The 26,077-nt window shown below is 71.2% G+C and carries 26 protein-coding genes; 16 read left to right on the top strand and 10 right to left on the bottom strand.

Going from position 1 to position 26,077, the window contains the following annotated elements:
- The first annotated feature begins 8 nt into the window (after positions 1-8).
- Positions 9-1,604 carry a M28 family peptidase gene (locus ACFWY9_RS18045; RefSeq protein WP_378339303.1) on the top strand — a complete coding sequence of 532 codons (1,596 nt, stop codon included), beginning with the start codon at positions 9-11 and terminating at the stop codon, positions 1,602-1,604.
- A 10-nt stretch (positions 1,605-1,614) separates the two neighbouring features.
- On the opposite strand, the gene dapE is transcribed toward ACFWY9_RS18045, so the two are convergent.
- The gene (dapE, locus tag ACFWY9_RS18040; protein ID WP_378339302.1) at positions 1,615-2,688 is read right to left on the bottom strand and encodes a succinyl-diaminopimelate desuccinylase; all 1,074 of its coding nucleotides are present in this window, start codon (positions 2,686-2,688) and stop codon (positions 1,615-1,617) included.
- 69 nt (positions 2,689-2,757) lie between these two features.
- On the opposite strand from dapE, the gene ACFWY9_RS18035 reads away from it, so the two are divergent.
- From ACFWY9_RS18035 to ACFWY9_RS18025, 3 genes are all read left to right on the top strand, one after another.
- Positions 2,758-3,189: a hypothetical protein gene (locus tag ACFWY9_RS18035; protein ID WP_378327961.1), complete on the top strand. Its 432-nt coding sequence runs from the start codon at positions 2,758-2,760 to the stop codon at positions 3,187-3,189.
- Between the two features lie 28 nt (positions 3,190-3,217).
- Complete coding sequence (gene dapD / locus ACFWY9_RS18030; protein ID WP_378327962.1) at positions 3,218-4,201, top strand: 2,3,4,5-tetrahydropyridine-2,6-dicarboxylate N-succinyltransferase; 984 nt, start codon at positions 3,218-3,220, stop codon at positions 4,199-4,201.
- 465 nt (positions 4,202-4,666) lie between these two features.
- The gene (locus tag ACFWY9_RS18025) at positions 4,667-5,647 is read left to right on the top strand and encodes a CHAD domain-containing protein (protein ID WP_378339301.1); all 981 of its coding nucleotides are present in this window, start codon (positions 4,667-4,669) and stop codon (positions 5,645-5,647) included.
- On the opposite strand, the gene ACFWY9_RS18020 is transcribed toward ACFWY9_RS18025, so the two are convergent.
- Positions 5,634-7,058, bottom strand: coding sequence for an FAD-dependent monooxygenase (locus tag ACFWY9_RS18020; protein WP_378339300.1), 1,425 nt, complete (start codon positions 7,056-7,058; stop codon positions 5,634-5,636). The genes ACFWY9_RS18025 and ACFWY9_RS18020 overlap by 14 nt on opposite strands.
- Before the next feature lie 86 nt (positions 7,059-7,144).
- Between ACFWY9_RS18020 and ACFWY9_RS18015 the strand changes: the two genes are divergently transcribed.
- The gene (locus ACFWY9_RS18015; RefSeq protein ID WP_378339299.1) at positions 7,145-7,765 is read left to right on the top strand and encodes a TetR/AcrR family transcriptional regulator; all 621 of its coding nucleotides are present in this window, start codon (positions 7,145-7,147) and stop codon (positions 7,763-7,765) included.
- A 6-nt stretch (positions 7,766-7,771) separates the two neighbouring features.
- Here ACFWY9_RS18015 and dapC read toward each other — a convergent pair whose 3' ends face one another.
- The 3 genes from dapC to ACFWY9_RS18000 all read right to left on the bottom strand — a co-directional run bounded on the left by dapC (position 7,772) and on the right by ACFWY9_RS18000 (position 9,458).
- A complete protein-coding gene (gene dapC, locus ACFWY9_RS18010; RefSeq protein WP_378339298.1) occupies positions 7,772-8,863 on the bottom strand; it encodes a succinyldiaminopimelate transaminase in 1,092 nt (363 codons plus the stop codon).
- Positions 8,860-9,180, bottom strand: a complete 321-nt coding sequence (gene fdxA / locus ACFWY9_RS18005; protein ID WP_378327967.1) for a ferredoxin — start codon at positions 9,178-9,180, stop codon at positions 8,860-8,862. The genes dapC and fdxA overlap by 4 nt, the downstream gene beginning before the upstream one ends.
- Before the next feature lie 98 nt (positions 9,181-9,278).
- Positions 9,279-9,458 carry a hypothetical protein gene (locus ACFWY9_RS18000; RefSeq protein ID WP_378327968.1) on the bottom strand — a complete coding sequence of 60 codons (180 nt, stop codon included), beginning with the start codon at positions 9,456-9,458 and terminating at the stop codon, positions 9,279-9,281.
- 182 nt (positions 9,459-9,640) lie between these two features.
- Here ACFWY9_RS18000 and cofD point away from each other — a divergent pair, with 182 nt between their 5' ends.
- The 7 genes from cofD (at position 9,641) to ACFWY9_RS17965 (ending at position 14,918) form a co-directional block, all read left to right on the top strand.
- The gene (gene cofD, locus ACFWY9_RS17995; protein ID WP_378327969.1) at positions 9,641-10,636 is read left to right on the top strand and encodes a 2-phospho-L-lactate transferase; all 996 of its coding nucleotides are present in this window, start codon (positions 9,641-9,643) and stop codon (positions 10,634-10,636) included.
- The gene (locus tag ACFWY9_RS17990) at positions 10,633-11,982 is read left to right on the top strand and encodes a coenzyme F420-0:L-glutamate ligase (protein ID WP_378339297.1); all 1,350 of its coding nucleotides are present in this window, start codon (positions 10,633-10,635) and stop codon (positions 11,980-11,982) included. Before cofD ends, ACFWY9_RS17990 begins: the two co-directional genes overlap by 4 nt.
- Positions 11,979-12,524, top strand: a complete 546-nt coding sequence (locus ACFWY9_RS17985; RefSeq protein ID WP_378327971.1) for an NUDIX hydrolase — start codon at positions 11,979-11,981, stop codon at positions 12,522-12,524. The genes ACFWY9_RS17990 and ACFWY9_RS17985 overlap by 4 nt, the downstream gene beginning before the upstream one ends.
- Positions 12,525-12,553: 29 nt before the next feature.
- Positions 12,554-13,051, top strand: a complete 498-nt coding sequence (locus ACFWY9_RS17980; RefSeq protein ID WP_378339296.1) for a hypothetical protein — start codon at positions 12,554-12,556, stop codon at positions 13,049-13,051.
- A 99-nt stretch (positions 13,052-13,150) separates the two neighbouring features.
- Positions 13,151-13,993 (top strand): hypothetical protein, encoded by an 843-nt coding sequence (locus ACFWY9_RS17975; RefSeq protein WP_378339295.1) that lies wholly within the window; start codon positions 13,151-13,153, stop codon positions 13,991-13,993.
- 35 nt (positions 13,994-14,028) lie between these two features.
- On the top strand, positions 14,029-14,436 hold the full coding sequence (locus ACFWY9_RS17970) for a GntR family transcriptional regulator (RefSeq protein WP_378327974.1): 408 nt from the start codon (positions 14,029-14,031) through the stop codon (positions 14,434-14,436).
- The gene (locus tag ACFWY9_RS17965) at positions 14,433-14,918 is read left to right on the top strand and encodes a hypothetical protein (protein ID WP_378327975.1); all 486 of its coding nucleotides are present in this window, start codon (positions 14,433-14,435) and stop codon (positions 14,916-14,918) included. The genes ACFWY9_RS17970 and ACFWY9_RS17965 overlap by 4 nt, the downstream gene beginning before the upstream one ends.
- Before the next feature lie 243 nt (positions 14,919-15,161).
- Here the strand turns inward: ACFWY9_RS17965 and ACFWY9_RS17960 are convergent, their stop codons facing one another.
- Entirely contained in the window at positions 15,162-16,055 is an 894-nt protein-coding gene (locus tag ACFWY9_RS17960; RefSeq protein WP_378339294.1) for a DNA-3-methyladenine glycosylase family protein, read from the bottom strand.
- Positions 16,056-16,061: 6 nt separating this feature from the next.
- Entirely contained in the window at positions 16,062-17,165 is a 1,104-nt protein-coding gene (locus ACFWY9_RS17955; RefSeq protein WP_378327977.1) for a sugar phosphate nucleotidyltransferase, read from the bottom strand.
- Positions 17,166-17,308: 143 nt separating this feature from the next.
- On the opposite strand from ACFWY9_RS17955, the gene ACFWY9_RS17950 reads away from it, so the two are divergent.
- Positions 17,309-17,746 (top strand): hypothetical protein, encoded by a 438-nt coding sequence (locus ACFWY9_RS17950; protein ID WP_378339293.1) that lies wholly within the window; start codon positions 17,309-17,311, stop codon positions 17,744-17,746.
- Here the strand turns inward: ACFWY9_RS17950 and ACFWY9_RS17945 are convergent.
- From ACFWY9_RS17945 to ACFWY9_RS17935, 3 genes are all read right to left on the bottom strand, one after another.
- Positions 17,743-18,603, bottom strand: a complete 861-nt coding sequence (locus ACFWY9_RS17945; protein WP_378339292.1) for a glycosyltransferase family 2 protein — start codon at positions 18,601-18,603, stop codon at positions 17,743-17,745. The two genes, ACFWY9_RS17950 and ACFWY9_RS17945, sit on opposite strands and share 4 nt — an antisense overlap.
- Before the next feature lie 93 nt (positions 18,604-18,696).
- Positions 18,697-19,827, bottom strand: coding sequence for a glycosyltransferase family 4 protein (locus ACFWY9_RS17940; protein WP_378339315.1), 1,131 nt, complete (start codon positions 19,825-19,827; stop codon positions 18,697-18,699).
- 92 nt (positions 19,828-19,919) lie between these two features.
- Positions 19,920-20,996 carry a glycosyltransferase family 4 protein gene (locus tag ACFWY9_RS17935; protein ID WP_378327980.1) on the bottom strand — a complete coding sequence of 359 codons (1,077 nt, stop codon included), beginning with the start codon at positions 20,994-20,996 and terminating at the stop codon, positions 19,920-19,922.
- A 19-nt stretch (positions 20,997-21,015) separates the two neighbouring features.
- Here ACFWY9_RS17935 and ACFWY9_RS17930 point away from each other — a divergent pair, with 19 nt between their 5' ends.
- The 3 genes from ACFWY9_RS17930 to ACFWY9_RS17920 are packed head-to-tail and all read left to right on the top strand — an operon-like array spanning position 21,016 to position 25,605.
- Positions 21,016-21,942 (top strand): glycosyltransferase family 2 protein, encoded by a 927-nt coding sequence (locus ACFWY9_RS17930; RefSeq protein ID WP_378339291.1) that lies wholly within the window; start codon positions 21,016-21,018, stop codon positions 21,940-21,942.
- 32 nt (positions 21,943-21,974) lie between these two features.
- A complete protein-coding gene (locus ACFWY9_RS17925) occupies positions 21,975-24,527 on the top strand; it encodes a glycosyltransferase (RefSeq protein WP_378339290.1) in 2,553 nt (850 codons plus the stop codon).
- Positions 24,520-25,605 carry a glycosyltransferase family 4 protein gene (locus ACFWY9_RS17920; protein WP_378339289.1) on the top strand — a complete coding sequence of 362 codons (1,086 nt, stop codon included), beginning with the start codon at positions 24,520-24,522 and terminating at the stop codon, positions 25,603-25,605. Before ACFWY9_RS17925 ends, ACFWY9_RS17920 begins: the two co-directional genes overlap by 8 nt.
- The last annotated feature ends 472 nt before the right edge of the window (positions 25,606-26,077 follow it).

The following is a 26,077-nucleotide window of genomic DNA, read 5'->3' as shown; positions in this document are numbered from 1 at the left end:
AGCAGAGTATGAACTGGAAGCGGAGAGCGGGGGCGGCGTTCGCCGGGCTGACGCTCGCGCTGGGGATCGCCGCGGTTCCGGCACAGGCGGCCACAGCCGCCACGGCGTTGGCACCACCGGACATTTCGCTCGCCAACATCAAGGCACACCTGAACCAGCTGCAGACGATCGCGCAGCAGAACGGCGGGAACCGCGCGGCGGGCGGCGGGTACAACGCCTCGGTGTCCTATGTGGAAGGAAAGCTGAAGGCCGCCGGGTTCACCACGACCCGGCAGACCTGCACGAGCTGTGCCGGGCAGTCGCAGAACCTGATCGCGGAATGGCCGAAGGGCGACGCGAACCAGGTGCTCATGCTGGGCGCGCACCTCGACAGCGTCACCGCGGGCCCCGGCATCAACGACAACGGCTCGGGCAGCGCGTCGATCCTGGAGACCGCGCTGACGCTCGCCAAGACGAACCCGGAGATGACCAAGCGCGTCCGGTTCGCCTGGTGGGCCGACGAGGAGTCCGGGCTGCGCGGCTCGCGGTTCTACGTCAACAACCTCCCGGCGGCCGAGCGGTCGAAGATCAAGACCTACCTGAACTTCGACATGATCGGGTCGAAGAACTGGGGCTACTTCGTGTACGACGACGTCGCCTCGATCAAGGCCATCTTCGACGAGTACTTCGCCTCGATCGGTATCCAGACCGAGGGCGACAGCGAAGGGGACGGCCGGTCCGACCACGCGTCGTTCAAGAGCGCGGGCATCCCGGTCGGCGGGCTCGCCACCGGCGCCGGCGACATCAAGAGTTCCGCGCAGGCACAGAAGTGGGGCGGCACCGCGGGTCAGCCGTTCGACAACTGCTACCACCGCGCGTGCGACACGACGTCGAACATCCCGGACACGCCGCTGGAGAAGAACAGCGACGCCATCGGGTACGCGGTCTGGAAGCTCGCCGTCGCCGCCACGCAGAAGAACGACTACTCGCTCAGCCTGAACCCGACGTCCGGGACCGTCCAAGCGGGACAGTCCACTCAGGTCACCGTGAGCACGGCGATCACGTCCGGCTCGGCACAGCAGGTCGCGCTCAGCGCGTCGGGGCTGCCCACCGGCGCCACCGCGACGTTCAGCCCCTCCACCGTCCAATCAGGAGGGACGTCGACGCTGACCATCGCCGCCGGGGCGAACACGCCGAACGGCACCTACCAGGTCACGGTGGTCGGCGACGGTCCCGACGCCGACCACACGGCGCAGTACACGCTCACCGTCGGCACGCCCACCCTGCGGACGTTCACCAACAACACCGAATACCCGATCAACGACCTCGCGACCGTGTCGAGCCCGATCAGCTCGACCGCGAGCGGCGCGGCCGTGACCCCGGTGAAGGTGTCGATCACCGCCACGCACACCTGCTCGGAAGACCTCCGGATCAGCCTGACCGGCCCCGGCGGCCGCAGCTATCCGCTGAAGTCCGAAAGCTCGGGCAGCTGCACTTCGTTCGGTACCAAGGACTTCTCGGTCCCGGTCACCTCGGAGAACGCCAATGGGACGTGGACGCTCGTGATCTACGACGCGTACTACTACGACACCGGCAAGCTGTCCAGCTGGTCGATCACCGTCTGAGGTAACCGCCTCAGGACAGGAAGTTCCGCAGTACCTCGGCGACCCGGCGGATCTCGGCGGTGTGCACGTGCTCCTGACGCGTGTGCGCCAGCGTCGGGTCGCCGGGGCCGAAGTTGACCGCGGGCATGCCGAGCGCGGCGAAGCGGGCGACATCGGTCCAGCCCAGCTTCGCGGAAGCCCTGCCACCGGCGGCGGCGACCAGTTCGGCCGCCGCCGGTGCGCCCAGCCCTGGCAGTGCACCGGGCGAAAGGTCCACAACGGACAGTTCGTAACCGTCGAAGACCTCGCGCAGGTGCTTCTCGGCCTGTTCGGCCGTGCGATCGGGGGCGAAGCGATGGTTGACAGTGAGCACGGCCTCGTCGGGGACGACGTTGCCTGCCACCCCGCCGGTGATCTTGGTCGCCTGCAGGCCTTCGCGGTAGGTCAGGCCGTCGATGTCGACGATCCTCGGCTCGTACGCGGCGAGCCTCCGCAGCGGCTCGCCGACCTTGTGGATCGCGTTCTCCCCCATCCACGCCCGCGCGGTGTGCGCGCGGGCGCCCGTGCAACGCAGTTCGACGCGCATGGTGCCCTGGCAGCCCGCCTCGATGACGGCGTTGGACGGCTCGCCGACGATGGCGAGGTCCCCGGCCAGCCACTCCGGCAGCTCCCGCTCGATGCGGCCGAGCCCGTTGCGCACGGCCTCGACCTCTTCGTTGTCGTAGAAGACGAACGTGACGTCGTGCTTCGGCTCCGGCAGCGTCGCGGCCAGGTGCAGGAAGACGGCGTCGCCGCCCTTCATGTCGACCGAGCCCAGCCCGTGCAGGATTTCGGTGTCCCCGCCGCCTTCCCGGCGCGAAGGCAGGTTGTCGTTGACCGGCACGGTGTCGAGGTGACCGGCGAGCACGACCCGCGAACCACGCCCGAGGTGCGTCCGCGCCAGTACGGCGTCGCCGTTGCGGACCACCTCCAGGTGCGGCGCCTGCTTTTCCAGCGCGGCCTGGACCGCGTCCGCGATGACGGCCTCCTCGCCGGAAACGCTGAAGATGTCGACCAGGGCCGCGGTGAGGTCGACCGGGTCCTGCTGCAGGTCAAGCGACGTCATGTCAGGCACGCTACCGGGCGTGCGTGCGGTGCCGGTGGGGGCTGTCCGGCCGAGGGCTACCGTGGAGGCGTGCGCAAGCGAAAGATCTTGGTCGTGGCGGCCGCCGCGCTGCTGCTCGTGCTCGGCGGTTGTTCCCGTGAGGCGGGTCCCGCGCCCAAGCGGGGCGGGCAGCAGGCGGGCATCGAGGCGCTCCCGGTCAAGCTCGACGCGCTCAGCGCCGACCAGTGCTACCTCAACCCGGCCACGCAGGTGCCGAGCGGCTGTGAGAAGTACGTCACCCAGATCGACGGCACCGGCCGGGTCGCCCACCAGCAGGCGGGCACCGACCAGCAGCTGGTCGCCCAGGCGGACGCGCTGGCCCGCGAGGTCACCGCGTTCCGGTCGGCGGGCTGCACGACCGTGGCCACGCCGGGCGGGGCGTGCACCGCGGCGCTCACCGACATCGCCGCGACCGTGACGAAGCTCAAGGATCTGGTGGCGCAGCAGGCCACGACTGGCTGACCGGCGTGTTTCGGCTACCGTTCTGGGCGTGAGTGAGCAGAGCACGAACCCGGAAACGACCGGCGCCGTCGGCGTCGGGCTGGCCACCATCGCCGACGACGGCACGGTGCTGGACACCTGGTACCCGCATCCGAAGCTGACCGCGCCCGGTACGCCGGGCACCGAGCGGCTGTCCGACGGCGAGGCGGCCGAGCTGCTCGGCGAGGACGCGACAGCGCTGCTCGGCCAGGACACCGCCCGCGGCGTCGAGGTGGTCGCCGTGCGCGTCACGATCGGCAAGCTGGCCGACGCGCCCTCCGACACCCACGACCTGTATCTCCGCCTGCACCTGCTCTCGCACCGGCTGGTCCGGCCGCACGGGCAGAACCTGGACGGAATGTTCGGGCTGCTCGCGAACGTCGTGTGGACCAACCACGGCCCGTGCCCAGTGGAGAACTTCGAGGCGACCCGGCTGCGGCTGCGCTCGCGGGGCCCGGTCACCGTGTACGGCGTCGACAAGTTCCCGCGCATGGTCGACTACGTGCTGCCGACGGGCGTCCGCATCGCCGACGCCGACCGCGCGCGGCTCGGCGCGCACCTGGCGAGCGGCACGACGGTCATGCACGAGGGCTTCATCAACTTCAACGCCGGGACGCTCGGCGCGTCCATGGTCGAGGGCCGCATCTCGGCCGGGGTCGTGGTCGGCGACGGCAGCGACGTCGGCGGCGGCGCGTCGATCATGGGCACGCTTTCGGGCGGTGGCAAGGAAGTCATCTCGATCGGCGAGCGCTGCCTGATCGGCGCGAACGGCGGTGTCGGGATCTCGCTGGGCGACGACTCGGTGGTCGAGGCGGGCCTCTACGTCACCGCGGGTACCAAGGTCGTCTTCGAGGGCAAGACCGTCAAGGCGCGGGAACTCTCCGGGATCTCCGGCGCGGTCTTCCGGCGCAACTCCGCCACCGGCGCCGTCGAGGTCGTGGCCCGCACCGGCGCCGGCATCGAACTGAACGCCGCCCTGCACGCCAACGACTGACCCCTGCGTTCTCCTACCTGGGAGCAGCCCCCCGCCCTCCCAGGGAGGCGGCCCCAATAACAACGCTACCGGCGGGGTACGACAGAAACCGCGCTCCGAGTGGTCGGCGAGCGGGAGTTGTCCACATGCGAGGCCGGGTGTGGACAACACGCCCACCCACAGTCAGCAGCGCCGTGAAGGACCCCTTACCGGCACTGAGCGCCGTGAAGGGGTCCTTCACGGCGTCGCGCTGTGGCCCGCCCGGTGTGTGCATGTCCCGAGCGCGTCGTTCGGGACGATCAACGTCCGCAACGCGTCGTTCGCGGCATCGCCACCACTCCGAGCATCCGCCGAGCCTCGCCCGAGCATCCGCCGAGCCTCGCCCGGGCACCGCCCCGGAGCGGGAGCGAGGGACCTTTGCTCCCGCTCGGCAAGTACCCTGGTCAGGGGCTGGCGCAAGCGGAGTGTTCACCTACCATTCACGGTGTGACCACCGAATCGTTGTCTCGCGCCGCCCACATCCGACGCCCGACGATCACGCCCGCCGAGCTCGGCCTCGGCGAGAAACCGGCGAAAGCCGGTCCCGGCGATCCGGCGGCCACCCACGTCCGCGCCAAGCTCGACCGGGAGATCCGGGCACTGCTCGAACGCGAGGAAGGCACGCGTTCCGGCACTGATCCCGAGGACCTGCACCAGATGCGGGTCGCGCTGCGCCGGATGCGCAGCGTGCTGAAGCTGTCCGGCGCCCTCGTCGGGCCCGGCGCCGAGGCGGTCCGGGCCGAGCTGGGGTGGCTCGGGCAGTCGCTGGGCGAGGTCCGCGACTACGACGTCCTCATCGAGCATCTGCGCGAGGTCATCGCCGATTTCGAGGTCCGTGACCAGGCCGCCGGCCGTCGGCTCGTGTCGAAGTTCGTGACCGAGCGCGGCGTCGCCCGCCGCCGTCTCAATCGCGCGCTCTCCAGCGAGCGCTACACCACGATGCTCGAAAACGTCAGCGAGCTGACCAGGAGTGAACCCGCCGAAGAGTCCGCCGAAGAGTCCACAGTGGAGCAAAAGCACGACCTCGTCGCCGGGCTGCGCAAACCGCATCGCAAGCTCGCCAAGGCCGTCGGGGAGCTCCCGGCCGACCCGCCCGACGACGACCTGCACGCGCTGCGCATCCACGGCAAGAAACTCCGCTACGCCGCCGAACTGGCCCAGACCTCGGCGAAGAAGAAGCAGGCCGCGCGGCTCAAGGAACTCATCTCCGCGACCAAGAAGTTCCAGACCGTCCTCGGCGATCATCAGGACGCGGTGGTCGCGGCCGAGCGGATGCGCGCGGTGCTGGAGGCCGTCGACGGCCACGTCGGGTTCGTCGCTGGCCGCATCGCCGAGCGGGAGCTCCAGCGCAAGGCCGAGGCGCGGGCGGCATGGCGGGACCGCTGGGCCGCCGTCGACGCCGCCGCCCGCGCCGTCATCCCGCGGTGATCGTCCAGACGTAGCCGTCCGGACGCACCAGCACCCGGGACGCCGAGTACGCGGCGAAAGCGTGCCCGTCGACGTCGACCAGCTCGTCGCCCGAGGCGGTCGATCCCGCGGGCAGGACGCGGTAGGCGACCGCGCCCACCGGTGCGTCGAGCGGTCCGTCGCCGAAGACGAGCAGCGTCGCGTGTGGACCCGCGAACAGCTCGAACAGCCGTACGCGCTTGCCGTTCGCGTCCGCCAGCGGGGCGTCCGGCGCGCGGTCACCCGGCCGCAACGCACCAAGAGCCGCGGGCGCCAGCGGCCCGCCCCGGTAGGTGATGTCGAGCTGCTGCGTCTCCTCGCCACGCTTGTGCGCGTCCTCGTCGCCGTCCGCGTACTTCTGCAGCAGTTCCGAGCTGACGCCCAGCACACGAGCCGCCACCGCGCGCCGCTCGGCCTCGTAACTGTCCAGCAGTCCCGGTGAGCCGTCGGCGAGCTTCCAGCCCAGGTTGTACGCGTCCTGGACCCCGGTGTTGAGCCCCTGGCCACCAGTCGGCGGGTGCACATGCGCCGCGTCGCCCGCGAGGAACACGCGGCCTTCGCGGAACCGCGCGGCGAGCCGGATGTTCGGCCGCCACACCGTCGACCAGATCAGATCGTGCAGCCGGACGCGCTGCTCGCCGGAGAACTCGTCGACCCTCGCCTGCAACGCGGGCAGCGCCGTTTCGACGTCGATCTCCCCATCGCCGAGCGGCGCGCCGAACTGGAAGTGCGGCATACCCGGCAACGGCGTGAACACGACCCCGTGCATCGGGTTCTCCGCCGCGCCGAACCAATGGCCGTACACCCGGTCCAGCCCCTCGGCCTGGACGTCGCCGAGGAGCATCCGGATCGACTCGTCGGTGGTGCCCTCGAACGCGACGCCGAGCGACTTGCGCACGAGGCTCTTCCCACCGTCCGCGCCGACGAGGTATTCCGCGCGGACGACCTCGCCGGTGGCCAGCGTCGCCGTCACCCCCTCGTCGTCCTGCTCGAAGCCGACGAGCCCGGCGCCCAGCTCGACACGCACGCCGAGTTCGGCGAGCCGGTCACGCAGGATGCCCTCGGTCTGCGACTGGCCGAGAACCCAGGCGTTCGGGTACGGCACCGACGGCGTCGGCTCGACGGGTTCGGCCATCCTCCGCTCGCCGACGAGCTGCCCGCCGACGTAGATCTTCGTCGCGAACGGCGGCGCCCCGGCCGCCAGCACGGCGTCGAGCACGCCCAGATCCTCGAAAACCTCCAGCGTGCGGGGCTGCAGCCCGTCCCCGCGCGACCCGGCGAAGTGGCTCTCCGCCTTCTCGACGACCCGCACGCCGACATCGCGCCGCGCCAGCTCGATGGCCAGCGTGAGCCCGGTCGGGCCCGCCCCCGCGATCAGCACCTCGATGTCCATGACCCCTCCCAGTGAGTGAATTTTGATTCAGTGAATCTATATTCAGAATGACCGCTGCTAGGTTTCGCTGTCAAGGGAGGTGCGTGATGACGGCGACGAGCCGCAAGGAGAAGGCCGCGGAGACCGAGGCCGCGCTGAAGGCGGCGGCCAAGCGGGTGTTCGCCAGGAAGGGCTACCTGAACACCAAGATCACCGACATCACCGCCGAGGCGGGCCGCGCCGCGGGGTCGTTCTACAACCACTTCGCGGGCAAGGAAGAACTGCTCGAAGCACTACTGGCCGACCTGGCCGCGTACAGCGACGAGTCGGCCGAAGCCGACGGGCACAAGAGCGACTTCACCGACCCGGACGCGGTGCGCTGGCACGTGTCGGTGTACTGGCGGTTCTACCGGGAAAACGCGTCGACCATGCAGGCACTGCACCAGGCCGCGATGGTCAGCGACGAGTTCGCGCGCACGCTGGCCCGCTTCGGAGCGGAGCAGCAAAGCGATCTGACCGGCCACCTCGCGCACATCCCGGCCGCGGGCTGGCGGCTGCCCGCCCGGCCCGAGCTGAGCATCGTGATGCTGTACCAGCTGGTCGACAGCTTCGCGCAGATGTGGTTGCTCGACCCGGCGCCCGAGGGATGGACACCGCCGACCGACGAGGAAGCGGTCGAAGGGCTGACCCGGTTCGTCTACCGCGGGCTCACCGGCAAGGACTACTGAGCGGGGCTACTGGCTCAACCGCTGCGCGGCGGCCTCGACGCGCTCGTCGGCCGCGGTCAGCCCGATCCGGACGTGGTCACGGCCCGCCGGACCGTAGAACGTACCGGGCGCGACCAGGATGCCGCGTCCCGCCAGCCAGGACACGGTGTCCATGGCGGACTCGCCGCGGGTCGCCCACAGGTAGAGCCCCGCCTCGGAGTGCTCGATCTCGAAACCGTTGTCCTGCAAGGCTTTCCGCAGGACAAGACGGCGGCGCGCGTAACGGTCGCGCTGCACGGCGAGCGCCTCGTCGTCGGCCAGCGCGGCGGTCATCGCCTCCTGGACGGGACGCGGGACGATCATGCCCGCGTGCTTGCGGACCTCGAGCAGGCCGGCGACCAGCTTCGGATCACCGGTGACGAATCCCGCGCGGTAGCTGGCGAGGTTCGCCGACTTCGACAGGGAATGCAGCGCGAGCAGGCCGTCCGTCCGTCCACCGTGGACGGACGGATGCAGGATGGACACCGGCTCGGATTCCCAGCCCAGCGCCAGATAGCACTCGTCGGACACCACGACGACGTCGCGTTCGCGGGCCCACTCGACCACCTTGCGCAGATGGTCGACGCCGAGCACGCGGCCGGTCGGGTTGGACGGCGAGTTCAGCCAGAGCATCGCCGGGCGCTGCGGGCCGAGCTGGGTGAGCCCGTCCGCGCGGGCCAGCGAAGCGCCCGCGAGCAGCACACCGACCTCGTAGGTCGGATACGCCAGCTCGGGGATGACGACGAGGTCACCGGGGCCGAAGCCCAGCAACCGGGGCAGCCAGGCGACGGCCTCCTTCGAGCCGATCGTCGGCAGGATGGCGTCGGGTTCGATGCCCTCGACGCCGTGCCGCCGCGCGAGCGCGGCGACCGCCGCCTCACGCAGCGCGGGCGTGCCGTGGGTGGTCGGATAGCCCGGAATGTCCGAAACCGAAGCGAGCGCGGCGCGGACCCCCTCGGGCACCGGGTCCACCGGGGTGCCGACCGAAAGGTCGACGATCCCGTCCGGGTGCGCACCGGCCAGCGTCTTGGCGCCGGCCAGCGAGTCCCACGGGAAATCGGGCAGCGAAATCCGGCTCATTCGCCCTGCGGGGGCAGCGCCTTGATGAAGGCGGGGTCGTGGCTGGTCTTGCCCACCTTGGAGGCGCCGCCCGGCGAGCCCAGCTCGTCGAAGAAGTCGACGTTCGCCTTGGTGTAGTCGGACCAGTCGTCCGGCACGTCGTCCTCGTAGTAGATCGCTTCGACCGGGCAGACCGGTTCGCAGGCGCCGCAGTCGACACACTCGTCCGGGTGGATGTACAGCATCCGGTCACCCTCGTAGATGCAGTCCACGGGGCACTCGTCGATACACGCCTTGTCGAGCACGTCGACGCAGGGCTCGGCGATCACGTAGGTCACTGCGCACTCCTGCTTTTCTCTCACTTACCCAATCGGTGCGGACATTACGCGCGTCCCGCACCCCGTCCGTTGGTGAGGCAACCCTTAGGGCGGGTGCCTCAGCGCTCCCGCCTGCGCGGGGGCGGCGTGGCGCGGCTGTCCCCGGTGATGACGAACTTCGGCTTCGCCTCGGCGGTTTCGTCCTCGGCCTTCTTCTCGCCGACCGCGCGGTTGAAGCTGTCGGCGATCTCGCTGACCAGGTCCTCGTTGTGCCGGTCGTCCTTGCGCGCGATGCTCATCGGTACTCCTGGAATTCCGCCCCGCCGCTTCCTACGCCCCAATCTAACCGCGTTCACCGACGAAAAGCTCCAGTCGAACCCGCACGAGCGCCCTGGTCCGCATTTTCGCCTGGGGCGGATGTGACGTCGCCCACGACCGGGCGCCGCGAACCGGCGAGACGCACGTGAAAGGATTCGAAGTCGTGAGGATCGTCGTATTGGTCGGCGGAGTGGGCGGGGCCCGCTTCCTGCTGGGCGTCAAGCACGCGCTGGGGCTGCCAGCGACCGGAGCAGCCGAATCGGAGTCACCGCACGAGATCACCGCGCTGGTGAACACCGGGGACGACGTGTGGATGCACGGCCTGCGCATCTGCCCCGACCTGGACACCTGCATGTACACCCTGGGCGGCGGGATCGACACCGAACGCGGCTGGGGGCATGCGGGCGAGACCTGGACGGTCAAGGAGGAGCTCGCCGCGTACGGCGCCGAGCCGACCTGGTTCGGGCTCGGCGACAAGGACATCGCGACCCACCTGATCCGCAGCCGGATGTTGCGTGCGGGATACCCGCTGTCGCAGGTCACCGAGGCCCTGTGCGACCGGTGGAAGCCGGGCGTGCGGCTGCTGCCGATGTCCGACGACCGGGTCGAGACGCACGTCGTGATCGACGACCCTGAGCAGCCCGACCAGCGCAAGGCCGTGCACTTCCAGGAGTGGTGGGTCCGCTACCGGGCCGAGCCGCCCGCGCATTCGATCGTCGCGGTCGGCGCCGACGAGGCGAAACCGGCGCCCGGCGTGCTCGACGCGATCGCCGGGGCCGACGCGGTGCTCTTCGCGCCGTCCAACCCGGTGGTGTCGGTCGGCACGGTGCTGGGCGTACCCGGCGTGCGCGAGGCACTGCGCAAGACGTCCGCCGGGGTCGTCGGGGTCTCCCCGATCATCGGCGGCAAGGCCTTACGCGGGATGGCCGACGCCTGCCTGAGCGCGATCGGGGTGGAGACCTCGGCCGAGGCCGTCGGGCGGCACTACGGCTCCCGCAAGGAAGGGGACGGGGTGCTCGACGGCTGGCTGGTGGCCGAAGGCGAGCAGGTGGACGTGCCAGGGGTCGCGGTGCGGGACGTCCCGTTGCTGATGTCCGATGTGGACGCGACCGCGGCGATGGTGCGCGCGGCGCTCGATCTCGCCGGAGTGTCGCTGTGACGGGGAACCAGGCCGACCACGCCTCGGCCAAGCTGGAGATCCTGCCGGTCACCGGGCTGCCGGAGTTCCGGCCGGGCGACGACCTGACCGGCGCCATCGCCGGCGCGGCACGCTGGCTGCGGTCCGGCGACGTCGTGGTGGTGACCAGCAAGGTCGTCTCGAAGATCGAGGGACGGCTGGTGCGGGTGCCCAGCGATCCCGAGGAACGGGACGCCGCGCGGCGCGAGTGGGTCGAACAGGAAGCCGTGCGGGTCGTCGCGCGGATCGCGCGGACGATGATCACCGAGAACCGGCTGGGCATCGTGCAGGCCGCGTCCGGAATCGACGCCTCGAACGTGGCGGGCGACGAGATCGCGCTGCTGCCCGCCGACCCCGACGCGTCCGCGCTCGCGCTGCGCAACGGCCTGCGGGAACGGCTCGGCGTCGAGGTCGCGGTGCTGATCACCGACACCATGGGCCGGGCATGGCGCGTCGGCCAGACCGACGCCGCGATCGGCGCGTCCGGCCTGCGGGTGCTGCACGCCTACGCCGGGCAGATCGACGCGCAGGGCAACGAACTCGCGGTCACCGAGGTCGCCGTCGCCGACGAGCTGGCCGCGGCCGCCGACCTGGTCAAGGGCAAGCTCGGCGGGATGCCGGTCGCGGTCGTCCGCGGCCTCACCCTCACCGACAACGGCTCCACGGCGCGGGATCTGATCCGGCCGGTCGACATCGACCTGTTCCGGCTGGGCACCAACGAGGCCATCGCGCAGGGACGTCGCGAGGCGGTGCCCGCGCGGCGCTCGATCAGGACGTTTTCGGACGAGCCGGTGGACCCGGACGCGATGCGCCGGGCCGTCGCCGCCGGACTGACCGCGCCCGCGCCGCACCACACCCATCCGGTGCGGTTCGTGTGGCTGCGCGACGCCGGTCTCCGCAAGAAACTCCTCGACACGATGCGGGAATCGTGGCGCGCGGACCTCGAAGGCGACGAGTTCACGGCCGAGCAGATCGCGAAACGGCTCAGCCGGGGGGACATCCTGTACCGGGCCCCCGAGGTCGTCATCCCGTTCCTGGTCCCCGACGGCGCGCACACCTACCGGGACGCGCGGCGCAACGCGTGCGAGCACACGATGTTCACCGTCGCCGCCGGTGCGGCGGTGCAGGGACTGCTGGTCGCGCTCGCCGCGGAAGACCTCGGCTCGTGCTGGATCGGCTCGACGATCTTCGCCGCCGACATCGTCCGCGACACGCTCGGCCTCGACAAGCGGTGGGAGCCGCTGGGTGCGGTCGCGATCGGGCATCCCGGCAGCGCGCCAGGCCCGCGTGGCCCGCTGGATCCGGGTGAGGGGCTGGTCGAGCTGTGACTCTCCACGCGAACGCCGTCGCGACGCTGGAGTCGTGGAAACCCGCCGATCCCGGCCAGGAATCCCTCCGGCACGCGTTCCTCGGGTTTCTCGCCACGGGTGAGGACACCTGCCTCCGCCAGTGCGCCGCCGGGCACGTCACGGCGTCGGCCGTCGTGCTGGACGACACGGGCTCGCGGGTGCTGCTGACGCTGCATCCGCGTGTCGGCCGGTGGTTGCAGCTGGGCGGGCACTGCGAGCCCGAGGACGCCACCCTCGCCGGAGCCGCGCTGCGCGAGGCGCGGGAGGAGTCCGGGATCGGGGACCTCGAACTCGTCCCGAAGCCGGTGCACCTCGACGTCCACCCCATCACCTGCTCGCTCGGCGTGCCGACGCGGCACTTCGACGTCCGGTTCACGGTGCGGGCACCGCGCGGGGCCGAGCCGGTGCGCAGCGCCGAATCGGACGACCTGCGCTGGTGGCCGGCCGACGCGCTGCCCCCGGGTTCGGAAGATCTCGCCGACCTGGTGAAAGCGGCCATCCCGGACGGCGCGGGGCACTAGGCTCACCGGTGCGGAAAGGGGGCGCCACCATGCCTACGCAGTTCCAGGACCGGGTCCACATTCACCACAGCGGCGGCGGTGACGGCGTCGTCGGCTGGATCGTGCTGGGACTGTTAGTCCTCGCGATCATCATCTTCGTCATCGTGGTCGCGGTGCGGGTCAGCAAGATGCGGCGCGAGCAGAACATGAACCAGGGCCAGCAGGGCAATTTCCCGCCGCCTCCGCCGATGGGCCCGCAGCAGGGCTTCGGCCAGCAGCCGCCGCAGGCCGGGTTCGGGCAGCAGCCTCCCGGCGGCTTCGGGCAGCCGCAGCCGGGCTTCGGCCAGGCCGGGCCACCTTCGCCGCAGGGCGGGTTCGGCCAGCCGGTGCCGCCGCAGCCCGGCGCGCCTCAGCCGGGTGCGCCCCAGCCGGGTATGCAGCCGCAGGGTGCTCCCTACGGCGCTCCCGGGCCCTACCCCGCGACCGGCGGTCAGCCGCTGCCACCCGGGTATCCGCCGCAGGGTCAGCAGCCACCGCAGGGATGGTGACCAGCCTGCTTGACTTTGTATTGAGCATTGTGTCAACCTAGTGGCGCAAGGCTTGCTACAAACGAGGGGGTCGGGATGTCATACACAGGGGGAGGCGGCGTGACGGCCGCGGCGTCGGGGAGTCCTCCGGCGGCCGCCGAGCCGCTGGAGCCCACACCCAAGGAGATCCAGGCCGCGCTGACCTGGCTGGCGCAGCGCGGCGTCCGGCTCGTCGTGCCGACCCGGTTGCTGTGCGTCCGGCTCGGCATGCGGTTCGCGCCGCGTCTCCGGACCCGGACCTGTCTCGTTGCGCTCGGCGTCGCGATTCTCGGTTCCGCCGTGCTCTTCGGCCTGCGGTACCTGCCCGGCGTGGGGAAGCAGCTCCCCGGGGGCTCGTACATCTTCGTCGTGGTGGCCACGATCCAGCTCACGGTCTGGTACGAGCAGCGGCACCGGGACCGGCAGATCGCCGCCCGATTGGCGTGCCGGGTCACCAGAGTCGAATCCGCGTCCCGCCTGAGGCTGCTCGGTGGCTGGTTCGCCGCTTCGGTGGTGTTCACCTTCGGTGGCGGTGCGGGGCTCGCGCTGGCGGTGGCGCTGACGTCGGGGTCACCCGCCTACGGCTGGGCCTGGCTCGCGCTGCTGGGCGTCGCGGCAGTCAGTTCGGGCATCGCGCTCACCAGCGTCCTGCGCGCTCCGGCGGTGGCGGAGAACGACGCCTCACTCGCCGTCGACGACCAGCTGCGGATCCGGGACGCCGACAACTACGTGATCCCGGTGTTCGCCATCCCGCCGCTGAACGACCTCACCAGCCACAGTCCCCTGCCACCGCCGTTCGCGCCGTACGTACTGGCCTACATGGTGCTCAGCGTCGGCGCCATGTTCGTCACGATGTTGCTGAGGCAGCGCCGTCGCCATCGTTCGCTGCCCCCGGGCAACTACGGGCTGCCCCAACCGTCATGATCTCCACACCCATCGACATCTTCGAGGCGGTCTGAATGCTCCTCAGTGTGGACAGCACGTCGCCGGTGCCGCCGTACGAGCAGGTCCGCTCGGCTCTGGCGACCCAGATCAACGACCGGACGCTGCCCGTCGGTACCAAGCTCCCCACGGTGCGGCGGCTCGCCGCCGACCTCGGGATCGCCCCCAACACCATCGCCCGGGCCTATCGGGAACTGGAGGAGGCCGGGCTGATCGAAACGCGCGGACGGGCGGGAAGCTTCGTCGGCGCCTCCGGCGACCAGAACCGGCACCGTGCCCAGCAGGCCGCCGCACGCTATGCCGCGGCCGTGCACAAACTGGGGCTGGGCAAGGAAGAAGCGATCGCCATCGTGTCCGCGGCGCTGGCCGAAAGCTCCGTCAGCGTCGTCGTGCCGCGCGGCATCCCGGACGGATTCGCCCAGTGACCTCAACGCTGGCCGCCGAGGCCGAGTCGACGCTCACGCCGTTGCTTCTGTTGCTGATCGTCTTGGGAATCCTGCTGGTGGTCGCCGTCGTCGTGGTGGCGATAGTCCTCGCGACGCGGAAGTCCCACCCCGGCCCGCCGCCCGGCTATCCGCCGCAGCAGCCGGGCTACCCGCCGTCCGGATATTCACCGTCCGGCTACGCGCCACCGGGGCAACCACAGGGTTACCCACCGGGACAGCCGCAGGGCTATCCGCCTTACCCACCGGGATACCCGCCCCAGCCCGGCCAGGCGCCCGGATACCCGTCTCCCGGCTATCCGCCTCCTGACGCCCCGCCGTCCGATCCAACGCCGCCATCCGAACCGGCGCCGCCATCCGAATCAGCGACGCCGTCCGAACCGGCGGCGCAAGATCCCGGCGAGCCGCCACAGCAGCCGGGCCGGCCGCCCGCGCCAGGCCAGCCACCGCAGGCGCCGTCCTGAGCACCGACCGTCCGCTGAAGGAATGAACGGAAGATTCAGGACACCCTGAGCGCCCCTACCAAACAGCTTACGAGCGGGGTCCGACGAAATCGGCCCCGAGCACACTCCACGCGCGAGCCCACCGCACTGAAAGCGTCCCTCGCCCACCCGCGGCTTCCCATGCCGTTAAGGCCACCTTATGGGCGTCTGACGCCCGTAAGGTGGCCTTAACGGCGCGTCCCCGGGCGAAAGGGGGCCTGGTAGTTACATGGCGCGGTAGTCGCGTAGGGCAAGACGTGGGCCGAAGCGTGGTCGTGAGATCCCGGCGGCCTCGAGGTAGCGGATCGCGCGCTGCCGTTGCGGCGCATAGGGCGCGAGGACCTCCGCCAGCCCGGCATCGTCGAGTTTCCTGCCGAGCAGGGCATGGCCGACCATCGACGGGATGTTGTAATCGCCGAAACTCACCGCGTCCGGGTCACCCCAGGCACGCTGCGCGATCTCGGCCGCCGTCCACACCCCGATCCCCGGCACGAGCCGCAGCAGTGCCCTGCCCTCGGCCCCGCCCAGTTCCACCGCCCGCTCCAGCCGGTGCGCGACGCGGGCGGCGTTCAGCAGCGTGGTCCGCCGTTTCAGGTCCACCCCGGCGCGATGCCACTTCCAGTCCACCAGGGACCGGAGCGCGGCCGGCGTCGGCGGCACCCGCAGCCGGTCCGGGCCCGGCCCCGGCGCCCGCTCCCCGAACCACCGGCACAGCTCGGCCCACGACCGGATCGCCTCCTTGCCCGCGACCTTCTGCTCCAGCACCGCGAGCACGAGCCAGTCCCACACCTGCCCCGTCGCGCCGAGCCGCAGCCCCGGCGAGCGCAGCCGTGCCCGCGCGACGACTTCGTGGTGCGCGACGAACCCGGTGTCGTCGTCGTTCGCGCCCAACAGCGCCGGGACGCCGTCGAGCAGCCGATCCGCTCCCGGTCCCCACGCCTCGGCCTCGATCCCGTCGGCACGTCGGCGCAGCGCCAGCGTGCCGGGCCCGTCCGCGGTGTTCGCGGCGTACCAGACGACACCCCGTTCGTCGGTCAGGATGTTCAACGAACCGCGCCCACGCCGCAGCGGAGCCAGGACCCGGCCCAGCTCCACCTCGAACGTCGGACGCCAGAACACGAAGGCCTACGCGTCGCTCGAGAACCGCACGCCGCCGTCCGGCAGCGTGACGTCCGGCCAGACCCGCGCGCCGTGCAACAGCTCGCACCGCGCACCGACGACGGCGCCGTCACCCAGCACCACACCGCGCAGCACGGCTCCCGCGCCGACCCTCGCCCCGCGGCCGAGCACGGAATCCTCGACCACCGCGCCCTCACCGACGATCGCGCCGTCGAACAGGACCGAACCGGACACCGTCGCGCCCTCGGCCACCACGGCCTTCGCGCCGATCGTGGAACCACCGGACACCGTCGCGCCCCCGGCCACCGAAGCGCCGTCGAGCACCAACGACTCCCCGACCGAGCCGGGCAGTGCGGACGTCGGCGCCACCCCGCGCACCAGGTCCGAGGAACCGCGGACGAAAGCCTCCGGCGTGCCGACGTCCAGCCAGTAGGAGGCGTCGACGAAACCGTGCAGATGCGCGCCGTCGGCCAGCAGCCCGGGGAACGTCTCCCGTTCGACCGACACCCGCCGCCCGGCCGGGATCGACTCGATCACCGAACGCCGGAAGACGTAGCACCCGGCGTTGATCTGGTCGGTCGGCGGATTCGGCGTCTTCTCCAGAAAAGCCCGGACGCGGCCATGCTCGTCGGTGGGCACCGAGCCGAAGCGGCTCGGATCCGGGACACGTTGCAGGTGCAGTGTCACGTCGGCGCCGGATTCCCGGTGCGTGCGCAGCTGCGCACGCAGATCGGCGCCGGACAGGATGTCCCCGTTGAAGACGATCACGTGCTCGGCGCGCAACCGGTCGTAGACGTTGCGGATCGCGCCCGCGGTGTCCAGCGGCTCGTCTTCGACGACGTACTCGAGCTCCAGGCCGTGCGCGGAACCGTCGCCGAAGTACTCCTCGAACACTTCGGCCCGATACGAAGTCCCGAGCACGACATGCCTGATCCCGGCCTCGCGGATCCGGGAAAACAGGTGATTCAGGTACGGCGTCCCCGCGGTCGGCAGCATCGGTTTCGGCGCCGACAGGGTGAGCGGGCGCAGCCGGGTGCCCTTTCCCCCGACCAGCACGACAGCGTCGATGCCCGTGCCGGCCCCCGACGTGGCTTCGACCTCGGTCGTCACCTCACCACTCCCTCTTGTATCACGCGCCGCCTGGCGACAAGCCGCGGGAAACCCTGACGGCGGACGCCCCGAGGGCCTACCCTAGACAGGAAACAGGTGGGCCTTTCCCCAGAGGGCCCCGGGTCAGTCGGGAGGCCGAGGGGATGGACCCCCGGGAACGGGCGGACGCCTTGCTCGCACGAGCACGCGCGCGTGGAGCCTTCGTCGTGACGCCGGACAAGGCGACCTCGCCCATGGACTCGGCCAACACCCAGCAGATTCCGCGTTCGCTGGTGACCGAAATCGACCGTGGCCACGATCCGGACACCACGACCCAGCTGCCCGCGTCGCTGATCGAGGAGAACGATCACCCGCTGGCGACGTCCGCGCCGACGACGCGGCTGGACGTCCCCGGCAATCACCACCAGGCGACCACACCGTTGACGCCGCGCCCCCAGGCGAAGCCGATCGCGAGCCCGCTCAAGGACCAGCCGGTCCCCGAGCAGCAGCCGTCGAGCGGCGAAGAGGTCGGCGGGCTGATCCCCACGATCAAGCAGACCAGTGGCCGCTCCAACCTCTCGCGCCGCCTCGACGGTATCTAGCCCTTCCGGGTCTCCAGCTTCAACCGCAGCGTCAGGCCGAGCTTGATCGCGGCCAGCACCGGCTTCCAGCGCAGCCCGCGGTGGCGGTCGGCGAGATAGCGATACGCGCTTTCGTGGTGCGCACGCAGCATTTTCGCCGACGCCTGTGACGTCGCGTGCCCGCCGATGTGCATGACACCCGCCGACGGCGCGTACACGTTGAGCCAGCCAGCCTTGGCGAGCCGGTCGCCGAGATCGACGTCCTCGAAGTACATGAAGTAACGCGTGTCGAAACCGCCGACCGAGTCGAACGCCTCCCGGCGGAAAAGCTGGCACGAACCGGAAAGCCAGCCCGCGACCCGCTCGACCGGCGCCCGCTCCTGGCGATACGCGCGCGTCCACGGATTGCCCGGCCACACCTTGCCGAACACCGCGTGCCCGATGCCGCGCCCGAACGACGGCAGCAGCCGCGCCGAGGGATAGACGGTGCCGTCCTGATCATGGATGAGCGGCCCGAACGAACCGCCCCGCGGCCAGCGCTTCGCGACCTCCAGCAGCTTGTCGAGCGAACCCGGCTCCCATTCGAGATCGGGATTCACCACGACGACCCAGCCGTAGCTGTCGTCCAGCTCGGCGACCCCGCGGTTGGCGGCGGTGCCGTACCCGACGTTCTCGCCGATGCTGAGCAGATGCACGTTCTCCCGCTCGGCCGCCCGTTCCGGGGCACCGTCCGTGGAGGCGTTGTCGGCCACGACCACCTGGACATCGCGATCGGTGGCCTTCTTGAGCGTGTCGAGGAACCGCTCGAGCGTCTCACCGGGAAAGTACGTCACGGTCACGACGGCGAGCCCGTCGCCGTAGCTGGGGTGCTCAGTCACCCGGCCATTGTCCACGCGTCACCGAACGCGATATCGCTGCCCTACCGAGCGTGATTGCGGCGAGTGCCACGTTCACGATGCCGAGTTCCACATTCAGGACATGCGGTGGTGGCGGGACCAGGCCTTGGCATAGGCCTCCCGATGCCGCTCCGCGGTCGTCGCCCAGGAGAACTCCTTCGCCCGCTTCTGCGCCGCGTCCGCCAGCTCCGACCGCCGCGACGGATCCGCCAGGAGGTCCGTGATCGCCGCGGCGACATCCCCGGCGCCGACACCGCAGTACGCCACCGCGTCGCCCCCGACCTCGGGCAGTGACAGCCGCCGGGTCGTCAGGACACACGCGCCGCACGCCATCGCCTCCAGCACCGGCAGCCCGAACCCCTCCCCCAGGCTCGGATACGCCACCAGCTCGGCACCGCCGAGGAACCCGGCCAGCGTGCCGAACGGCAGGTAACCGGCGCGGATGACCCGCAGCCGGTGCGGGACGGCGTCGAGCGCGCGCTCCACCTGCGTGTCCCAGCCCGGCTGACCCGCCAGCACCAGGGCGGGCGCGTCCGGGCGGCCCGCGACCGCGCGGGCGAAGCCGCGGATCAGCGCGGGCACGTTCTTCCGCGGCTCGAGCGCGCCCAGGAACGCCACGTACGGCGTCCGCCCGATCCCGACGGCCGCGCGGGCCGCCTCGACCTCCTCGGGCGAGGGCGGATGGAACCGGTCGGTGTCGACGCCGTGGTGGATGATCTCCAGCTCCGCCCGCCGTACCGGGCTCACCCGCGCCAGTTCGGTCGCGGTGGCCACGCTCGGCACCACGCACACCGTCGCCCGCCGCAACGCGGTCGACGTCCACGCGCGGAAGAACCGCGCCTTCACCGAGGAGTGCAGCACCGCGTCGGTGAAGAACGTCGCGTCGTGCAGGGTCACCACGGACGCGGCCGTGCCCGCCAGCGGCATCGTGTAGTGCGGCGAGTGCACGACGTCGACGGCGAGGCGGCGGGTCAGGCGCGGCAATGTCGCCTGCTCCCAGGTGAGCCGCGCTGTCCGCGTCGACGTCGAAGGCGACGCGGGAACGATGCGGGCGCCCGGCGCGAGACGGCCGTAGAGCGCGAGATCCCGGGGCTGGCACACCACGGTGAGCCGCGCCCCGTCCTGGTCCAGCGCCTGCACCAGGGAGTCCACGTAACGTCCGACACCGCCCCGGTCCGCAGGGACCGCGGTCGCGTCGATCAGCACACGGGGATCACCGGTCACCAGAGCAGAGTAAAGCCGCAGCCCACCCGCCCGGACAAGAACCGGGAAATGCGGGACACCGGCACCCCGATGTGTCAATCCCGGTTGCGGCGATGCATCGCCCACACGGCCTCGGCGGCGGCCCGCCAGGTGAACGCCCGCGCCCGTTCCTTGCCCCGCGTGCTCAGCTCGGCCGCACGCTGCGCCGACCCCAGCACCTCGCGCAACCCCAGCGTGAGCGCCCCGACGTCGCCGCGCGGCACCATCAGCCCGGCACCGCCCGCCACCTCGGCCAGCGCCGGGACGTCGGTGTGCACCACCGGCACCCCGGCCGCCATCGCCTCCAGCAGCGGCAGTCCGAACCCCTCCGTGAGACTCGGCACAGCCAGCGCCTCCGCCCCGCGCAGCACAGTCGCCAGCTCGGCGTCGCTCACCCGGCCGAGCAGCCGGAACCGCTCCTCGGGCAGCCCGTGGTCCTTCGCCAGCCGCACCGGGTCGACCCCGCCCCAGCCCTGCTGCCCGGCCACCACGAGCGAGACGCCCTCGAGGTCGGCGACGGCCTCGATCAGCACGTCGATGCCCTTGCGCGGCTCGATGGTCCCGACCGCGAGCACGTACCGCTCCGGCACTTCGACGTCGGCGTCCCCTGCCGGGATCCGCACGCCGTGCGGGATGACCTTCACCGGCACGTCGACGTCGATCAGCACGGCGAGCTCGTCCGCGACCGCCCTGGTCGGCACCACCAGACCGGACGCGCGCCGTGCCGCGCGGGAGATCATCGACCGGTGCCAGCTGACACCCCGGCTGGTGAGCGTCTCCGGATGCGTCCACGGGACGGTGTCGTGCACGGTCACCGTCAGCGTCTTGCCCGCGGGCACGCGCGGCGGCGCGAGCGGCGTCGGCGCGTGCACGGCGTCGCCACCCGGCCACCACGGCAGGCCCAGCTGCCACGCCGCGACCAGGGCGCGCGGCGGAATCCGCAGCACCCGGGGACCTTCGACACCCTCGACAACGGCGGCCTCGACGTCGTGGTGACGCGCCACCACGCTGGACACCGTCCAGCCAGGCGGCGCCGTGCGGGCCAGCGCGAGCATCAGCTCCGCGGTGTACCGGCCGGTACCACCCGGCACCGGGGCGAGCAGTTGCTCGGCGAGGACGACCAGTCGGGGCACGGGGCCTATTCTCTCCCGGGTGACCCCCGAGCCCGCCACCACCGTGGTGGTTGTGACCTGGCGGGGTGCCGGGCACGTCACCGCGTGCCTCGACGCGCTCGCCGCCCAGACCCGTCCACATCGGACGCTGGTGGTGGACAACGCCTCCGACGACGGCACCGCCGCCCTGCTCGCGGCGCATCCGTCCACCCCCCAGGTGCTGCGGCTGCCGCGCAACACCGGGTACGCCGGCGCGATGGCCACGGCGCTGCGCCGGGTCGACACCCCGCTCATGGCCTGGCTGAACGACGACGCCGAACCCGCGCCCGGCTGGCTGGCCACTTTGGAGGACACCCTTGACGCGGCGCCGCTCGCCGCCGCGGCCGCGTCCCGGCTCGACCTCGAGGACGGTTCGACGCAGTCGGCGGGCGTCCGGCTCACCGCCGACGGCCACGGCGCCGACCTGCCCGAACCCGCCGACGAGGTGTTCGGCTTCTGTGGCGGCGCGGCCCTGATCCGGACCGGTCCACTGCGTACGGTCGGCGGTATACCGGCGTCGTTCTTCTGCTACTACGAGGACACCGACACCGCGTGGCGGCTGCGCCTGGCGGGCTGGGACGTCGTCGGAGCGCCGGAGGCCGCCGTGCGCCATCGGCACGGGGCGAGCACCCGTCCGGGTAGCCCGCAATTCCACCGGTGGAACGAACGTAACCGCCTGCTCACCCTGCTGCGCTGCGCCCCCGGCGGCGTCGCGCTGCGGCAGCTCGCCCGGTTCGCGCTGCTCACCGCCGTGCTGCCACTGCGATCGGGCAAACCGGACGCGCCGAACTTCCGGTTCGGCCTGCGCTGCCGGATACTCGCAGAGGTCGCCCTCCGGCTACCGGCGGCATTGTTCGCACGCCGAATGATCACGCGACGTAGCGCTCTCGGCCGAGGGGCGGTCTGGGAGGCGTGGGCGGGCCACTAATATCTGCGTAATCCCGAGGACAGGAGCAGGCTTTGGCGCAAGGGGACCCGCAACCGCTCGTCTCGGTGATCGTGGTGAACTACCGCGGCGCGGACGACACCATCACGTGCCTGCGCTCGCTCGCCTCGGACCTCGACTGCGCTGATGCGTCCTCGGCGGGAAAACGTACCTCGGACGGACCCGAAACCGAGCTGATCTGCGTCGACAACGCGTCCGGCGGAGACGACCTCGCGCGCATCAAAGCGGCTGTCCCCGGCGTGACGCTGGTGGAATCGCCGGTCAACAGCGGCTTCGCGGGCGGCTGCAATCTCGGCGCGCGGCACGCGAACGGCACGATCCTCGGCTTCCTCAACAACGACGCCCGGCCCGCACCCGGCTGGGTCTCGGCCGCGGTCGCCGAACTCCGGGCCCAGCCGAGGGTCGCCGCGGTGGCCAGCAAGGTCCTGGACTGGGACGGCACCGGCACCGACTTCGTCGACGCCGGGCTCACCTGGTTCGGCATGGGCTACAAGCGCCACGCTGGCAGCCCGCTGTCGGCCGTCCCGTCGGCCGAACACGACGTCGCGAAGGACGTGCTGTTCGGCACCGGCTCCGCGATGTTCGTCCGCGCTTCGGTGTTCGCCGAACTCGGCGGGTTCGACGAGCGGTTCTTCATGTTCTACGAGGACGTCGACCTCGGCTGGCGGCTGAACCTGCGTGGCTGGCGCGTCCGGTACGTCCCGGAATCGCTGACCTACCACCGGCACCACGCGACGATGGCGGCGGTGGACGCCCCGGACTCCGGCCGCGAGACGTTCCTGTTGGAGCGCAACGCACTCGCCGCGCTGTACAAGAACCTTTCCGACGAGTCGCTGGCGAAGGCGCTGCCCGCGGCGCTCGCGCTGGCGGTCCGCCGGGCGACGGCACGTGGCGATCTCGACGCGACCCAGCTCGACCTCGAACGCGGAGTCGGGCCCGCCGAAACCGGCGACGTAGCGATCCCGCGCACGACGCTCGCCGGAATGCTGGCGATCGACCAGTTCGTCGAACTGCTGCCGTCGCTGGCGGAGTCACGCGCGGTCGAGCAGGCCGCGCGCGTGCGCACCGACGCCGATCTGCTTCCCTTGCTGCGCAAGGCTTTGGAGCCCGCGTATCCGCTGCCGCGTTACCTCGCCGCGCATGACATCCTCGTCGAGGCCTTCGGCATCGAGGCCGCGTTCGGGCAGCGCCGGAAGATCCTGGTGATCACCGGCGACGCGCTCACCGAGCGGATGGCGGGCCCGGCGATCCGGGCCTGGAACATCGCCGCGACCCTGGCGAGCGAGCACGACGTCCACCTCGTCACGACGAACCCGCACGTGTCGCCGCCGCCCGCGCCGTTCCGCGTCAGCGCGGGCAAGCGGCACGATCTGGACGCGCCGATCGCCGAGGCCGACATCGTGATCCTGCAGGGGCACGTGCTCGAACTCGCGCCGTCGCTGAAAAAGCAGTACGCGAGCAAGATCGTCGTCGCCGACCTGTACGACCCGATGCACCTGGAGTTGCTGGAACAGGGCAAGGGAATAGCCGACGACAAGCGCGCGGCGGACCTCGCCGGAGTCACGAAGGTGCTCGACGCGCAGCTCGAACGCGGCGATTTCTTCCTGTGCGCGTCGGAACGTCAGCGTCATTTCTGGCTGGGTCACCTCGCCGCGCTCGGCAGGCTCTCGCCCCGGCTCTACGACGCCGATCCGACGACGCAGTCATTGCTCGCGGTCGTCCCTTTTGGACTGTCGCCGGAGGCACCGGCCCGTACCGGACCGGGACTGCGTTCCGCGCTCGGCATCGGGGCGACCGACCACGTGGTGCTCTGGGCCGGTGGTGTGTACAGCTGGTTCGACCCGCTGACCCTGGTCCGCGCGGTCGAGAAGCTGCGGCGGCGCCGCGCCGACGTCCGGCTCGTGTTCCTCGGGATGAAGCATCCGAACCCCGAAGTCGCCGAGATGGACATCGGCGCGCGGACCGTCCGGCTGGCGGATTCGCTGGGGCTGACCGGGAAACACGTCTACTTCAACGAGCAGTGGGTGCCCTACGGCGAGCGGCAGAACTGGCTGCTCGACGCGAACTGCGGGGTCACCACGCACTTCGAGCACGTCGAGACGACCTTCGCCTTCCGCACCCGCGTGCTGGACTACCTGTGGGCCGGGCTGCCGATCGTCACGACCGACGGTGACTCCTTCGCCGATCTCGTCCGCGCCGAACGCCTCGGTGTCGTGGTCCCCGCCGAGGACGCCGACGCGCTGGCCGACGCACTGGAAAAGGCGTTGTACGACGAGGAGTTCGCCGCCGGATGCGTCGAGCGGATCGCCGGGGTCGCCCAGCGGTTCGCCTGGCCCGAGGCGTTGAAACCGCTCGTCGAGTTCTGCCGGGATCCGCGCCCCGCCGCCGACCGGCTGGCGGGATCGGCGGATCTCGTGACCACGAAACCCGTGCGGGGCAAGGAAATGGTGCGCCGCGACGTCGCGCTCGTCCGGGAGTACCTCAACGACGGCGGCATGGGCGAGCTCGCGCGACGGGCGGGCGGCCGGGTCCTCAAGATCGCCAGGCAGCGGTTGCGCCGTGGCTGATCGACCGTTGCGTGTGCTGCTGGACGGCACTCCCCTGCTCGGCACCAGGACCGGCATCGGCCGGTACACCGCGGCGCTGAGCGAGGAGCTGGCCTCGATGTCCGAAGTGGACACACGCGCGGTGGCCTTCACGTTACGCGGCTGGCGGCGGCTGCGGCACGTCCTGCCGCACGGCGCGCGGGCGCGGGGCATGCCGGTGGCCGCGCGGCTGCTGCGCAAGGCCTGGCTGCACGGAGAATTCCCGCCGGTGGAACTGTTCGCGGGACTGGCCGACGTCGTGCACGGGACGAATTTCGTGCTACCGGGCCGAGTGCGGGCCGCGGGCGTGCTGACCATCCACGATCTGGCCTTTTTGGACAATCCAGCGGAGCTGAGGCCCAGCGACCAGGACCTGCCCCGGCTGGTGCGACGCGGCGCCAGGCGAGCCGACGTCATCTGCACCCCGACAGCCGCCGTCGCCGACGCAGTGGCCGAACGGCTGGACGTCGACCGGGACAAGATCGTGGTGACCCCGCTGGGCGTGAACCCGGCCTGGTTCACCGCCCGGCCACCGACGGACGAGCAGCGCGCGGAGCTGGGCCTGCCGGAGCAGTACCTGCTGTTCGCCGGTGCCGCGGGGCCGCGCAAGGGTCTCGACTGGCTCGTGCGCGCCCACGCCACGACGCCTGACCTGCCACCGCTGGTGTTCGCCGGCCCCGGCCCGTTCCCGCACGCGGAGCGGTCGCAGCACCTCGGCTATCTGTCCGATGTGGACCTCCGGCGGGTCGTGGCCGGCGCCTCGGCACTCGTGCTGCCCTCGCGTGACGAGGGCTTCGGCCTGCCCGTCCTCGAAGCCATGGCGTCGGACGTCCCCGTCGTCTGCACCGACATCCCCGCCCTGCGCGAGGTCGCGGGCGACTGCGCCAGCCTCGTCCCCTACGACGACGTCGAGGGCCTGGCCGCCGCCCTGCGCACCGCGGTCATCGACCCGCACGCCGTCGCCACCTCCGCCGCCCGCCGCACCCACGCCGCGGGCTTCACCTGGCGCACCTGCGCCGAACGCACCGTCGAGGCCTACCGCCGCGCCGTCTCCGGCTGATCCCCGCGGTTTCCGCCGCTCGACCCGACCGCTCCCAGTGACCCGATTCCCCCTGAGGTCACGTATTACCAGGGGTATCCCCCACCCTCTCCGGGGGACGGCCCTGGGCCAGTCTATCGCGGAGGTACGACGAAAACGGGCCGTCGGCGGTGCGGGACGGGAAGTTGTCCACAATCGCGCTTGGCTGGGGACAACCACGAAAGCCGAGGTCCCGAAGGGCGCACGAGTCCGTGAATGCCACATCGAGAGACTCTGAATCCCTCAATGTGGCATTCACGGAAGGGTGGAGCCTCGCAGACGGTGCTTCTACGATGCCGGTAGTGCCCAGCTCCGCGGGAACGCTGAACGGCGCCGTCGGGTTCGGGGCGAGCCGGGTGCGGAAGGACGCTTTCAGTGCGTTGGCCGTGCTGAAGGACGCCTTCAGTGCAAAAACAGCCCCCAAACGGTGCCTAACACATCCCCAACCCCCCGT

Origin of the sequence: Amycolatopsis sp. NPDC059027, assembly GCF_042739735.1 — a bacterium.
In the GTDB taxonomy this organism is placed as follows: Bacteria; Actinomycetota; Actinomycetes; order Mycobacteriales; family Pseudonocardiaceae; genus Amycolatopsis.
The sequence above is the reverse complement of the archived record's forward strand: the minus strand, read 5'-3'. Positions and strand labels throughout refer to the sequence as shown.

Excerpts from the sequence above, each read along its gene's own strand:
- ACFWY9_RS18045 (WP_378339303.1), top strand. The coding sequence starts at position 9 with ATGAACTGGAAGCGGAGAGCGGGGGCGGCGTTCGCCGGGCTGACGCTC.
- dapE (WP_378339302.1), bottom strand. The coding sequence starts at position 2,688 with ATGACGTCGCTTGACCTGCAGCAGGACCCGGTCGACCTCACCGCGGCC.
- ACFWY9_RS18020 (WP_378339300.1), bottom strand. The coding sequence starts at position 7,058 with ATGGACATCGAGGTGCTGATCGCGGGGGCGGGCCCGACCGGGCTCACG.
- ACFWY9_RS18015 (WP_378339299.1), top strand. The coding sequence starts at position 7,145 with ATGACGGCGACGAGCCGCAAGGAGAAGGCCGCGGAGACCGAGGCCGCG.
- dapC (WP_378339298.1), bottom strand. The coding sequence starts at position 8,863 with ATGAGCCGGATTTCGCTGCCCGATTTCCCGTGGGACTCGCTGGCCGGC.
- ACFWY9_RS18000 (WP_378327968.1), bottom strand. The coding sequence starts at position 9,458 with ATGAGCATCGCGCGCAAGGACGACCGGCACAACGAGGACCTGGTCAGC.
- ACFWY9_RS17980 (WP_378339296.1), top strand. The coding sequence starts at position 12,554 with ATGCCTACGCAGTTCCAGGACCGGGTCCACATTCACCACAGCGGCGGC.
- ACFWY9_RS17970 (WP_378327974.1), top strand. The coding sequence starts at position 14,029 with ATGCTCCTCAGTGTGGACAGCACGTCGCCGGTGCCGCCGTACGAGCAG.
- ACFWY9_RS17950 (WP_378339293.1), top strand. The coding sequence starts at position 17,309 with ATGGACCCCCGGGAACGGGCGGACGCCTTGCTCGCACGAGCACGCGCG.